The sequence below is a fragment of the Streptomyces sudanensis genome (genome assembly GCF_023614315.1).
Classification (GTDB): Bacteria; Actinomycetota; Actinomycetes; order Streptomycetales; family Streptomycetaceae; genus Streptomyces; species Streptomyces sudanensis.
Genome location: NZ_CP095474.1, coordinates 5,216,850 through 5,228,932 on the forward strand (window position 1 = coordinate 5,216,850; position 12,083 = coordinate 5,228,932).

Sequence of the window (12,083 nt, forward strand, 5' to 3'; positions counted from 1 at the left end):
GAGAGTATCAGTGCATGCTGACTTCAGTCGATCCTGATGTGATCCGGGTGCTGGGCGATCCGCTCCGCCTTCAGATCGTGACCCTGCTGGCGCGCGAGACGCTCTGCACGACGCACCTGGTCGAGGAGACCGGAGCCAAGCAGACCAACCTGTCCAACCACATGAAGGTGCTGCGCGAGGCCGGGATCGTGGAGACCGAGCCCTGCGGCCGCTTCACCTACTACAAGCTCAAGCCCGAGATCCTGGCCGGCCTGTCCGAGCAGTTCGCCGAGCTGGCCGCCTCCGCCCGCACCGCTTCCGAGAACAAGAGGGCCTGCCCGTGACCTCCACCGAGCCCACCACCGCCTCCACCGAAGGCGCCGGCCCGGCCGGGGACGACTCGATCGTCAAGAAGCTCTCCACCCTCGACCGCTACCTCGCGGTGTGGATCCTGCTGGCCATGGCCGTCGGCCTGGGCCTGGGTCGCCTGATCCCGGGGATGAATGACGCGCTCGCGAAGATCGAGATCGGCGGGATCTCCCTGCCGATCGCGCTCGGCCTGCTCGTGATGATGTACCCGGTCCTCGCCAAGGTCCGCTACGACCGGCTCGACCGGGTGACCAGTGACCGCAAGTTGCTGATCTCCTCGCTGGTCATCAACTGGATTGTCGGCCCGGCGGTGATGTTCGCCCTGGCGTGGATCTTCCTGCCGGACCTGCCCGAGTACCGCACCGGCCTGATCATCGTCGGCCTGGCCCGCTGCATCGCCATGGTCATCATCTGGAACGACCTCGCCTGCGGCGACCGCGAGGCCGCCGCTGTCCTGGTCGCCCTGAACTCCGTCTTTCAGGTCCTCGCGTTCGGCCTGCTGGGCTGGTTCTACCTCGATCTGCTGCCGCGCTGGATGAACCTCGGCGACGGCCAGGGCCTGGACGTGTCCGTGTGGCACATCGCGCTGAACGTCGTCATCTTCCTCGGCATCCCGCTGCTGGCCGGCTTCCTGACCCGCCGGATCGGCGAGCAGAAGCTGGGCCGTACCGACTACGAGGCGAAGTTCCTGCCGAAGATCGGCCCGTGGGCCTTGTACGGGCTGCTGTTCACGATCGTCATCCTCTTCGCCTTGCAGGGGAAGACGATCACCTCGCAGCCGCTGGACGTGGCCCGCATCGCGCTGCCGCTGCTGGTGTACTTCGCGGTCATGTTCTTCGGCACCTTCCTGCTCGGCAAGGGCCTGGGCCTGGCCTACGACCGCACCACGACCCTCGCCTTCACCGCGGCGGGCAACAACTTCGAGCTGGCCATCGCGGTCGCCATCGCCACCTTCGGCGTCACCTCCGGCCAGGCCCTGTCCGGCGTCGTCGGCCCGCTCATCGAGGTCCCGGTGCTGATCGGCCTGGTCTACGTCGCGCTCGCCTGGCGACGGAAGTTCGCCCCGGGCGCGGTGACGACGGCCCCGTGACGCAGCACACGGATGTGGTGGTGGTCGGCGGCGGCCAGGCAGGACTCGCCGCCGGCTACCACCTGCGCCGCCAGGGTCTGGACTTCGTGATCCTGGACGAGGGGGCGGCGCCGGGCGGGGCATGGCAGCACATGTGGAACTCGCTGCACCTGTTCTCCCCGGCCGAGCACTCCTCGCTGCCCGGCCGCCTCATGCCCGCCCAAGCGGGCGAGACGTACCCGGGCGCGGGGCACGTGGTGGACTACCTGACCGACTACGAGAAGCGCTACGACCTGCCCGTCCAGCACGGCACCCGCGTGGACGCAGTACGCCGCGACGCGGACCGGCTCCTGGTCGAGGCGGACACCGGCACGTGGCGGGCCCGTGCGGTCATCAGCGCGACCGGCAGCTGGTCGCGGCCGTTCCTGCCCGCCGTCCCCGGCAGATCCGTCTTCACCGGGCGGCAGCTGCACACGGTGAACTACCGCTGTCCGGCCGACTTCGCCGGACAGCGCGTCATCGTGGTCGGCGGCGGCAACTCCGGCGCCCAGATCGCCGCCGACCTCGCCCTGGACGGCCGTGTCGAAGTGACGTGGGTGACCCAGCGGCCGCCGCGGTTCCTGCCGGACGACATCGACGGCCGGGCCCTGTTCGATGTCGCCACCGCCCGCCGCCGCGCCCTGGACGCCGGCGGCAGCGACACCGGCGGGGTCGCCTCCCTCGGCGACATCGTGGCCGTGCCGCCCGTCCGCGCGGCCCGCGACGCCGGGCTCCTGACCGCGAAGCCGATGTTCGCTGATCTCTCGGCAACCGGTGTCCGGTGGGCTGACGGCAGCCAGAGCGACGAGGATGCGGTGATCTGGTGCACCGGCTTTCGCCCGGCCCTGGCCCACCTTGCCCCGCTGAACCTGCGCGGCCCGCGCGGCCGCATTCCCACCGACGGCACGCGCGCCCTGGGTGAGCCGCGGCTGCACCTGCTCGGCTACGGCGACTGGACCGGCCCGGCCTCGGCCACTCTCATCGGCGTCGGCCGCACCGCTCGCGACGCTGTCCGCGCGATCGCCAGCCTGTCGTGACCGGTCAGCTGATGGCGGGGCTGCGGCGCTCGACAAGGACGACGTCGCGCCAGACGCCGTGATGGCGCCCGATCCGCTCCCGCGTGCCGATGACACGGAAGCCGGCCCGCTGGTGAACAGCGAGGCTGGCGGTGTTCTCGGGGAAGATCCCCGACTGGATCGTCCAGATCCCGGCCCGTTCCGTGGAGTCCACCAGAGCCTTCAGCAGCGCGGAGGCGACGCCGCGGCCGCGGGCAGCCGGGTGGACGTAGACGGAGTGCTCGACCACCCCCGCGTACGCGCACCGGTCGGAGACCCGGCTCGCGGCCACCCAGCCCAGCACCGCCCCGCTCTCGTCGAGCGCGGCGAAGCGGTGCTCGGGCAGCTTCGCCGCATCGAACGCCTCCCAGGTCGGCGCGACGGTCTCGAAGGTGGCGTTCCCCTCGTCGATCCCCGCCTGGTAGATAGCCAGCACCTGCCCCGCGTGTTCCGGTGCCAGCGGCACGATCACCGCGCTCGCAGATCCGCTCACCACGACGTCCCCCTCCCCGTCCCGGTCAGGCCGCGGTCGGCATCGTCAGCAGCTTGCCCATCGCGGCGAGCACCGACGGCTCGACCCGGTAGTAGACCCAGGTGCCGCGCCGCTCGGAGGTGAGCAGCCCGGCCTCCTTGAGCTTCTTCAGGTGGTGGGACACTGTGGGCTGGGAGACGCCGACGTCGGAGATGTCGCACACGCACGCCTCCCCGCCCTCGTGCGAGGCCACCGCGGAGAACAGCCGCAGCCGGACCGGGTCACCGAGGGCCTTGAACATCCGCGCGGCCGTCTCGGCCTCCTCGGCGGTCATCGGGCGCTCGGTCAGCGGCGGGCAGCACGGCACCACACCTTGGCCGTCGGCGGGCTCGAGCAGCGGCAGCACCTTCGCATTCGACATGCGTCTATGTTGACACATGTCGAACCAGTGCGGGGAGTTCCGTCACCGGCCTGCGAGGTGGGCGGCCAGACGCCGGGCGATGCGCTCCGCGTCCCGGCCCACACCGCGCAGTGAGTTCGACGACAGGCTGCGCTGCCATTCCAGCCCGACGAACGCCAGCCTCGGCACCCCGGTGGCGATCCCTTCGCGGTGCCGGGGGTCCCCTTCGGCGTCGAGAGCGCCGTCGAGGCCGGCGAGGTAGGGCAGGTCGGGGCGGTAACCGGTGGCGAGCACGATCGCGTCCACCTCCTCCCGCTGCCCGTCCGGCCAGACGAGCTTGGCCCCGTCGGCGCCGGTGAACATCTCTCGCCGCTCGGGCCGCCCGGCGGCAAGGGCAGCCCGGTAACGGCCATCATCGAGGACCGGCTGCGCCGGCGGGCGCGCAAGGAACCGGCCGAGGGGCGCGGTGTCCAGGCCGGTGTGGGCCGTCCAGAAGTGCAAGTCGCGACCGAGGACGCGCTGGGCTGCGAACTTCACCGGCCCGCGGGTGGCGAGCGTGACCCGTGCGGTCTCGGCGAGCTCGGCGGCGATCTGCACCGCGGAGTTCCCGGCCCCGACCACGACCACCCGGCGACCGGCGAAGGGGGCCGGACTGCGGTAGTCGGCGGCGTGCAGCACCTGCCCGGTGAACTCCTGAAGGCCCGGCAGCGCGGGCCGGTGCGGGTGGCCGAATGTCCCGGAGGCCGCGACGACGGCCCGCGCGGACAGCCGGCCGCCGCCCTCCAGCTCCACCGCGAAGCCGTCTCCGGTGCAGTGGACCGCGCTGACGCGGCAGCCGGTGGCGATCTCGGCGTCCAGGCGGCCGGCGTAGGCGGTGAGGTAGGCGACGACCTCGTCGCGGTGCGGGTAGCGGTCGCGGTCGGCGCCGGGGAACGGCATCCCGGGCAGGGAGCTGTACCGGGCGGGCGAGAACAGCGTGAGGCTGTCGTAGTAGTGCGGCCACGACCCGGCCGCACGGTCGGATGCCTCCAGCACCACCGGCCGCAGCCCGCGCCGCAGCAGCGCATGGGCGGTGGCGAGGCCGGACTGGCCGCCGCCGATGACGGCGACGTCGATGTGCTCCATCAGCGAATCCCCTTGGCTTCGATGAATGTCTATGTTGACGCTCATCAATACAGGTGTCATGCTGGGCCGCGCAAGCCATCGACAGATGTCGAACCATGCAAGGAGTCGCCGTGAACGCGCCCGCCACCACCGAGCTGCCCGTCGTCGTGATCGGGGCCGGCCCCGCCGGTCTGGCCGCCGCCGCCCACCTGGTCGACCAGGGCATCGAGCCCCTGGTCCTGGAGGCCGGGCCTACCGCTGGCGCCGCGGTGCGCGAGTGGGCGCACGTGCGGCTGTTCTCCACCTGGGGCGAGGTCGTCGACCCGGCCGCCGACAAGCTCCTGGCCCCCACCGGATGGACCCGCCCCGACCCGGCCACCTACCCCTCCGGCGGCGACTGGGCCGACCTCTACCTGCAGCCGCTCGCCGACGTCCTCGGCGACCGCGTCCGCACCGGCGCGCGCGTCACCGGCGTCTCCCGCACCGGCCGGGACCGGATCGTGGACGCCGACCGCGAGGCCCAGCCGTTCGTCGTGCACGTCGCCCACACCGATGGCCGTGAGGAGCGCCTCTTCGCCCGCGCCGTCATCGACGCCTCCGGCACCTGGGCCACGCCCAGCCCGGCCGGCGGCAGCGGACTGCCCGCGCTCGGTGAGAAGGCCGCTGCGGACCGGATCACCTACCGCGTTCCGGACCTGAAGGACCCCGCCGTCCGGGCCCGGTACGCGGGCAAGCGCACCGCCGTGATCGGCTCCGGCGCCTCCGCGTTCACCGCACTCGCCTACCTCGCCGACCTGGCCAAGTCCGACGACGGCTCGGGCACGAAGGGCGTGTGGATCCTGCGCCGCGGCATCTCGGGCTCCACCTTCGGCGGCGGCGAAGCCGACCAGCTCCCCGCCCGCGGCGCCCTGGGCTTGGCGGCCAAGGCCGCCGTCGACGAGGGCCACGCGGACGCCGTCACCGGCTTCCGCACCGAAGCGATCGAACGCGACACCGACGGCCGCCTCGTCCTGGTCGGCGAGGACGGGCGCCGCCTGGACCCGGTCGACGAGGTCATCGTGCTGACCGGCTTCCGCCCCGACCTGTCCTTCCTCGACGAGCTGCGCCTGGGCCTCGACGAACGCCTCCAGGCCCCGGTCGAGCTCGCTCCGCTGATCGACCCCAACCAGCACTCCTGCGGCACCGTCTACCCGCACGGCCACCGCGAGCTCTCCCACCCCGAGCAGGGCGTGTACCTGGTCGGCATGAAGTCCTACGGCCGCGCCCCGACCTTCCTGGCGATGACCGGCTACGAGCAGGTCCGCTCCGTCGCCGCCGCGATCGCCGGCGACCTCGCCTCCGCCGACCGCGTGGAACTGACCTTGCCCGAGACCGGAGTATGCGGCGGCGCCGGCCTATTCGACGCCCCCGACGCCGCTCAGGGCGACGGTAGTGGCTGCTGCGCGCCCGCGCCGCAGCTCGTCCAGCTCGGAGCCCCCGCCACAGTCGGCGCGGCGGCTGCCGAGGAGGCACCGGCGGGCGGCTGCTGCGGCTCGTGACCAGCCTGGGCACCCCTGCGCGTGGGGCCGCGACCGGAACAGGGGACCGGTCGCGGCCCCGCGCCGCGCTGCCCGCCCTCTGCGCCACGCAGATTGTGAGCTGGGGCATCGTCTACTACGCGTTCCCCGTCCTCAACCCCCAGATCACCGCCGCGACCGGCTGGCCGGCCGGGGCGACCACCGCGGCGTTCTCCCTCGCTCTCGTCGTCTCCGCCCTCGCCGGAATCCGCGTCGGCCGCATCCTCGACCAGCGCGGCCCCCGCACCGTCATGACCGTCGGCTCCATGCTCGGCGTCATCAGCCTGCTGATCGTGGCCGCGGCCCCCAACCTCCCCGTCTTCTTCGTCGGTTGGACGCTGGCCGGGCTCGCGATGGCGGCCACCTTCTACCAGCCCGCGTTCGCCGCGCTCACCCGCTGGTGGGCCCCCGACCACGTGCGCGCCCTGACCATCGTCACCCTCGCCGGCGGGCTCGCCTCCACCGTCTTCGCACCCCTGACCGCGGCCCTCGCTGGCCACCTGTCCTGGCGCCACACCTACCTCGTGCTTGCCGCCATCCTCGCCGCCGTCACCATCCCCGCCCACGCCCTGGCCCTGCGTGCACCCTGGCCCGACGCCCCAACCAGCCCGGCACACAAGGCCGAGGGAACTGAGGGCGTCGGGCGCAGCCGGCCGTTCCTCCTGCTCGCCGCCGCCTTTACCCTCTCGGGTTTCGCGATGTACGCCGTCGTCGTCGCCCTCGTCCCGCTCCTGCTGGAGCGCGGGTACACCACCAGCCAGGCAGCCTGGGCCCTCGGCATCGGCGGCGCCGGACAGACCCTCGGTCGCACCCTGTACGCAGCCCTCGCCCGCCGCACCACCGCCACGACCCGCACCACGATCCTGATCGCGCTCGGCGGGCTGACCACCGCCGCCTTCGCCGCCGCGCCCGGCCCGTACGGCCTGCTCATCGCCGTGGCGATCGTGGCCGGCATGGTCCGCGGCAACCTCACCCTGCTCCAGGCCACCGCCATCACCGACCGCTGGGGCGCAACCCACTATGGCCGCCTCTCCGGACTCCTCGCAGCACCAGCCACCACAGCGGTAGCCCTCGCACCCTTCGCCGGCGCCGCCCTGGCCGTGCCGCTCGGCAGCTACGGACCGCTCTTCTGCGTCCTGGCCGCCGTCTCCGCGGTCGCCGCGCTCATCGCACCGTGGACAGCCATCAGCGCTGTACGCCGCCGATCCCGCGACTCTGACGACAGCCGCGATCACTCCGCAGAGTAACCACGCAGCAACATCAGCAACGTTTGCAACAAGCGTGCTGATTTGCCAACTGAGCTGCGAGGTCACAGGGACGCCGACGATCGGCGCGGCCTGCACGGGCACCGGCCTCTGTCCACAGGCGCCCCATGGCCGACTGGTCGCATGAACGATCACGAGCAGCAGCAGCCTGCCCCGCGCCGCGGCAAGGTCCTGGAGGCCCTCGCGCGGGCGGAGCGGAAGGTGTTCACCCGGCCCGCGCCGAAATCCGCAAAGGCTCAGGTGAAATTCCTCCTCACGCGGGTGAAGGGGTCGACGCAGGCCCTGGCGGAGCGCCTGGGCGTCTCGCGCCGCACGGTGGAGCGCTACCGCGCCGGGAAGCTGACGACCCCGCAGAAGCGCCTCCAAGCCGCCTTGGTGGAGGAGACGGAATCCGAGTGGCAACCGCAGGTCAGAGCGCAAGCACGCGAGCAGGCAGCTACCTCCAGCGGCATGATGGTGGACGTGACGGCCTACTTCGGGTTCACCGGCAAAGGCAGTTCGGACGACGGCCGCGAGCGCCAGATCACCACGGCGATCTCACCCACCTACGCGAAGCAGATCCTCGAACTCCAGGAGGCCGGAGCGACGGAGGAGGAGCTGCATCCGATCGTCGCGGAGGCCATCACCGAGTCGTATTTCACAGAATGGGGCACCCGCGCCGCTGGCCTGCGCGCGGATTTCACGCACGTCCAGTCCATAGAATTCCGGTTCTGACCCGGCCGAATTCAAGACCTGTGATGAATCTGCCGACGATCACCAGATCGATGGGTTGTCTGAGCTGGTGGTCTAGTGATCGTTTCGGGACTGGTTCAGGCGCCTTTGAGGTGGCCTATGGGAAGTGTTGATGGGCTGGATGAGCTCTGAAGTGCACGTTTAGTAGCTGTCTCGGAATGTAGTGATCAGTACGGGATTCTATTTACGCTGCGGAGGTGGGCGGGGCGATTCCTGCTGGTCAGGGCCGGTGTGGCGGGCGGCGCCAGGAGTCGGCCCGACGGTGTACCGCAGCCGTGTGTGGCGACTGGAGAGAGTGCGATGCGACGCCGTTGGCGGGACTTCGAGCCAGGAGGACGGGACTGCGAGGTCTTTGCGAGCGATGACGCCGAGGGGCGGCCGTGAGATGTCCGCCTTGTCGGCGGGACCTTCGGGGCCGCAACTGGCTGATAGGTCGATTCGACGAGCTGCCGTGTAGCCAGAACCGCCCCGGTGCCCTTCAGAACTGTGCGTAGGCGTTGCCGGTGCAGTCGCTGCACATTCCGATGTCGAGTGCGAAGTCGGCCCCACGCTGACAGTCGCCGCACACTCCCTCGACGGGGTGCACGCCCCACAGGCACATCAGCACCTGCCCGTCAGGCTCTTCAGCTGTCGGTACTGGTACGACGCATGCCTGCCCGGTGGAGCATTCGGAGCACTCGTAAGCCGGCGGTTCTCCGCCTTGTGTGATGGCTTCGTAGAAGTTCCCGATGCCGTAGGCCTCGACCGCGTCCGGAATGTCGTCGTAGGTCTTCCCGCACAGCAGGCATCCCACAGGACGCTCATCACCGCCGGTCACGAGCGCCGCGAAGTGGCCGCAGGACAGGCACCGCAGTGTATGGCCGCCGACGGGCCCGAGTTTCTCGCCCAGGGGGCCCAGGCGGTGGTTCACCAGCCCGTGGATCCGGCCGACGAGCGGTCTGATGCTCTCCATCAGCTCCCATGCCTCTGCGGCCACGTCGCTGTTGTCGTGGGGCAGCAGTTCCTCGTCGATGAACGTCAGCAGCAGGTCAAGGACAGGGATGGCTCGTGCTTCCACGGCAACGGCGGTGTCGGTGGCCCCGAAGTGGGTGAGACGGTTACGCAGGTCGACCAAGGCCTTCAGGGCCGCATGATCCGGGTCGATCGGGTCCGCGATCTTCGCCATGTCACGCAGTCGTTCAAGCGCATCCTTCGTCCCGACGCTTTTGAAGTCGCCCTGGCGGTGCAGCCGTTCGTCGAACTTCTCCGGCTTCACCCACACGAGGGCCGGATCGTGCTGCTCCAGGCGTGCCTTGAACAGCGTCTCGGCCGCGAACTGCAGGTGCAGCACGGCGTACTTCAGCGCGCGGCCCTCCGGCTCGTCGGCCAGCGAACTGACCGAGCTGTGCAGGTAGTCGAGCCCGTTGATGATGACCGGGAAATGCATGTCACCACGACTGCTCATAGGTCCCCTCCCACGTGGTTGGCGTTCTTGCAGGTAGTTGGTGCTCTCATCGTCCTGGGACCTGGCTGAGCGTGTGCACCCAGGGCAGGCCTCACAGGTGCAGCAACGCGGCCGCCAGGCTCGGGGCGGTCAGGAGCGGGCCCAGCCCAGAGCGTCGCACAGTTCCTCCGCCGCCTGTCGGGACTCAGAACCGAGATGCGGTGAGAGCCCGACACCCATACCGACAACGGCAGAACTCCCCAGCCTCTGCTGGAACACACCGATGCCGGCAAAGGGGTAGTCGGCTGTCACCTCCTCGGAGGCGGCCAGAGCACCTGCCCAGACCCAGTCGGAACGCATCCATGCCGCTCCGTAGCGGGAAAGGTCGACCAGCAGGAGTACGGGCACGCCGTCGAGGGACCTTCCCTGCGCGGCCTTGGCCGGGCTGCGCCCGGCTGTGACCGCGGCGTAGAGAGCGGAGGACATAGGGCCGGTGAGGTCGGCGCCTGCGACTTCCCACCCCAGCCACTCCTCGCTCTCCCGTACGTGAACAGTGACGGTCAGCGGCCCGGCGTTGATCACGACGTCACCGACGTCGATCACCACCGGTTCCGGGCTCCCGCCGACGGCCACGGGTGATGCCTGGTCATGGACCGCGGCGATCACCTCATCCACGACAGCGGACCTCAGCCTGCTGGGGTAGCGGCTGAAGACCATATGGACGCCAAGGCCACTGTGCGGCTGGAGCTCTTCCACGATGCGCTCGGACAGCTCGTTGATCCCCGGCGGGGGCGCGGACACCACCTCCACGCCCGCTACCGGACTGGCGCCACCGTCGGTCGGCAAGATGAGGAAGTCGGGATTGGGCTCGCCCGGTTTCCCCAGCTCATACTTGATACCGGCGGACGCCAGAGCACATGCGACAGCGAACTCACTCCGCATCTCCAGGAACTGCCCCATGGACGTGAGGCTGGCGAACTCCCGGCGCTTTGCTGCCCACCTGGTGTCACCGCCAGCAGCCGAGTCCAGAGCGTCCAGCATCCCTTCCAGAACATCAAGGTTCACCAGGAAGATCGGCACATCCGGCCGGTCAAGCCACATTCGCACGGGATGCCTCTCGCCTGCACCTCTCAGCTACCGGTCCAGAGCAGGCCTGTACGTCTCTTCGACGTCCTTCTCGTCCGCGCCGGGAAGACGCCGAAGGGGCCACGCTCGCCCGGTGCCGCCGCACCGAGCTCGGCAGCACCGCCCTTGCGCCGGTGGAACTGGGGAAACACGCAGCAGCCTCACAAAGATGGGGGACAGAGCGAGAGTGTCTCAACCCATCCGGCCAGCGCGGTCTCGATACCCCCACGGGGCGGTGGCCGCCAAGAACCGCCAGGCGGCTCTTGGCGGTGACCAGCCGGAAACCTACTCGTACCGCAGAAGCCCAGCGGCAGTGGCACCCGACCGGCGGCAGACCTTCAGCGTCTGCGGGAGCGCCGCGGGGCGGCTCAGCCGAGCTGTGCTGTCGCGGCGTCGATCTCCTTCATGGTGATGTTCTCACTGCCGCTTTGGATCGCGAGGACGGCGGCGGTGGAGATGACGTAGGTGAGGGCTTTGAAGTAGCCGCCGGTACGCCGGTGGAGTTCGGCGGCGTGCTGGCTCAGGGCGTTCTTTTCCAGCCGGTGCAGGCTCAGGTCCGCCTCGAAGCTCGTCAGCACGCGCCGGAACAGCTCCTGTTCCTCGGCTTTGGTGCCCAGGGGCAGGGGGTGCAGCCAGGTCACCGGCAGCAGGGCGGTGGGGNNGGGGGAGACGGGCTCGGCGGGCTGTCCCGCCTGTTCGAGCCGGACCCTGTTCTCCTCGCTGACCCGTGTGAGGTCCTGGGCCAGGATGCGGGCCTGGTGCAGACGGTCGCTGGCGCCGGTGCCGCAGAAGATGAGCGAAATGCCCAGCTTGTTGCGCAGGTAGTCGAAGTAGGGGAGGACGTTGGCGAGATGCTGGGGGGAGGCGCGGTCGATGTCGTCGATGAGGAGCAGGCGGGTCTGTGCGCTCTCCAGGACGTAGTTGACCGGCAGGGTCACGTCCTGGTGGCGGCGCATCTCCAGAACCTCTGCCAGGCTTTTCGGCTCGGGGTTGAGTCCCAGGTAGGAGCCGAGTTCCCAGATCCAGTTCACCCTTGGTTCGGGGTCGGCGGGGGTGGTGATGTGCACGACCGGGATGGTGTTCGCCTGCCTGCCGCCCATGGCGGATTCGATCTCTCGTTGGGCGGTGCGTCCAATCGCCCGCAGCAGGCACGTCTTGCCTGTGCCCGAGGGGCCGTCGATGACGTGGTCCATCAGCCCGTCACGGCGCCCGCTGTTGCCATGGACCGCCTTGACGACCATCTCCTGCATGTGGGTCATCGCGTCGGTGGGCACCATGCGCAGATGCCGGTGGTAGGCGATGGCCTGTTCATCCTCCTTCCTGTCCGCGGCGGGTGGACTGTTCGGCGCCAGTGCGGGCGGGACCACATTCTCGTCGACGAAGTGGGTCCAGCCGGTGAGCTGGAACAGAGGCAGGGGCCGCATGGGGGTGTCCTGCAGCTGCTGGCGCAGGCGTGCTTCCCGCTTGTTGCGTAGTTCGACGGATGCCTTCATCA

General features: G+C 70.2%; 10 protein-coding genes and 2 pseudogenes. 6 read left to right on the plus strand and 6 right to left on the minus strand.

Features of this window, described 5'->3' with window-relative positions; genetic code table 11:
* The first annotated feature begins 14 nt into the window (after positions 1-14).
* Genes MW084_RS24135 through MW084_RS24145 form a run of 3 tightly spaced genes read left to right on the plus strand, consistent with a single transcriptional unit; the run spans position 15 to position 2,493 of the window.
* A complete protein-coding gene (locus tag MW084_RS24135; RefSeq protein WP_010474051.1) occupies positions 15-323 on the plus strand; it encodes an ArsR/SmtB family transcription factor in 309 nt (102 codons plus the stop codon).
* Positions 320-1,438 carry an ACR3 family arsenite efflux transporter gene (gene arsB / locus MW084_RS24140; RefSeq protein WP_010474053.1) on the plus strand — a complete coding sequence of 373 codons (1,119 nt, stop codon included), beginning with the start codon at positions 320-322 and terminating at the stop codon, positions 1,436-1,438. Before MW084_RS24135 ends, arsB begins: the two co-directional genes overlap by 4 nt.
* A complete protein-coding gene (locus MW084_RS24145; protein ID WP_029553761.1) occupies positions 1,435-2,493 on the plus strand; it encodes an ArsO family NAD(P)H-dependent flavin-containing monooxygenase in 1,059 nt (352 codons plus the stop codon). The genes arsB and MW084_RS24145 overlap by 4 nt, the downstream gene beginning before the upstream one ends.
* 4 nt (positions 2,494-2,497) lie before the next feature.
* Here the strand turns inward: MW084_RS24145 and MW084_RS24150 are convergent, their stop codons facing one another.
* From MW084_RS24150 to MW084_RS24160, 3 genes are read right to left on the minus strand one after another with little or no spacing between them, the layout of a single operon-like run.
* Complete coding sequence (locus MW084_RS24150; protein ID WP_029553762.1) at positions 2,498-3,004, minus strand: GNAT family N-acetyltransferase; 507 nt, start codon at positions 3,002-3,004, stop codon at positions 2,498-2,500.
* Positions 3,005-3,029: 25 nt separating this feature from the next.
* Positions 3,030-3,404 carry an ArsR/SmtB family transcription factor gene (locus tag MW084_RS24155; RefSeq protein ID WP_029553763.1) on the minus strand — a complete coding sequence of 125 codons (375 nt, stop codon included), beginning with the start codon at positions 3,402-3,404 and terminating at the stop codon, positions 3,030-3,032.
* A 42-nt stretch (positions 3,405-3,446) separates the two neighbouring features.
* Positions 3,447-4,508 (minus strand): flavin-containing monooxygenase, encoded by a 1,062-nt coding sequence (locus tag MW084_RS24160; protein ID WP_010474060.1) that lies wholly within the window; start codon positions 4,506-4,508, stop codon positions 3,447-3,449.
* 110 nt (positions 4,509-4,618) lie between these two features.
* Between MW084_RS24160 and MW084_RS24165 the strand changes: the two genes are divergently transcribed.
* The 3 genes and pseudogenes from MW084_RS24165 (at position 4,619) to tpg (ending at position 8,022) form a co-directional block, all read left to right on the plus strand.
* Positions 4,619-6,025, plus strand: coding sequence for an NAD(P)-binding domain-containing protein (locus MW084_RS24165; protein WP_010474062.1), 1,407 nt, complete (start codon positions 4,619-4,621; stop codon positions 6,023-6,025).
* 140 nt (positions 6,026-6,165) lie between these two features.
* Positions 6,166-7,290, plus strand: a pseudogene (locus MW084_RS24170) (MFS transporter); the annotation flags it as partial.
* 141 nt (positions 7,291-7,431) lie between these two features.
* On the plus strand, positions 7,432-8,022 hold the full coding sequence (gene tpg / locus MW084_RS24175) for a telomere-protecting terminal protein Tpg (protein WP_010471337.1): 591 nt from the start codon (positions 7,432-7,434) through the stop codon (positions 8,020-8,022).
* Between the two features lie 496 nt (positions 8,023-8,518).
* Here the strand turns inward: tpg and MW084_RS24180 are convergent, their stop codons facing one another.
* The 3 genes and pseudogenes from MW084_RS24180 to MW084_RS24395 all read right to left on the minus strand — a co-directional run.
* Positions 8,519-9,484 (minus strand): hypothetical protein, encoded by a 966-nt coding sequence (locus MW084_RS24180; RefSeq protein ID WP_010471341.1) that lies wholly within the window; start codon positions 9,482-9,484, stop codon positions 8,519-8,521.
* A gap of 129 nt (positions 9,485-9,613) precedes the next feature.
* Positions 9,614-10,543, minus strand: a complete 930-nt coding sequence (locus MW084_RS24185; protein ID WP_158684330.1) for a hypothetical protein — start codon at positions 10,541-10,543, stop codon at positions 9,614-9,616.
* A 707-nt stretch (positions 10,544-11,250) separates the two neighbouring features.
* Positions 11,251-12,081 (minus strand): annotated as a pseudogene (locus tag MW084_RS24395) (ATP-binding protein); the annotation flags it as partial.
* Positions 12,082-12,083: the final 2 nt, after the last annotated feature.

Bases quoted from the DNA above. Each gene is read 5' to 3' on its own strand.
- MW084_RS24135 (WP_010474051.1), top strand. From the start codon at position 15: ATGCTGACTTCAGTCGATCCTGATGTGATCCGGGTGCTGGGCGATCCG.
- MW084_RS24155 (WP_029553763.1), bottom strand. From the start codon at position 3,404: ATGTCGAATGCGAAGGTGCTGCCGCTGCTCGAGCCCGCCGACGGCCAA.
- MW084_RS24160 (WP_010474060.1), bottom strand. From the start codon at position 4,508: ATGGAGCACATCGACGTCGCCGTCATCGGCGGCGGCCAGTCCGGCCTC.
- tpg (WP_010471337.1), top strand. From the start codon at position 7,432: ATGAACGATCACGAGCAGCAGCAGCCTGCCCCGCGCCGCGGCAAGGTC.
- MW084_RS24180 (WP_010471341.1), bottom strand. From the start codon at position 9,484: ATGAGCAGTCGTGGTGACATGCATTTCCCGGTCATCATCAACGGGCTC.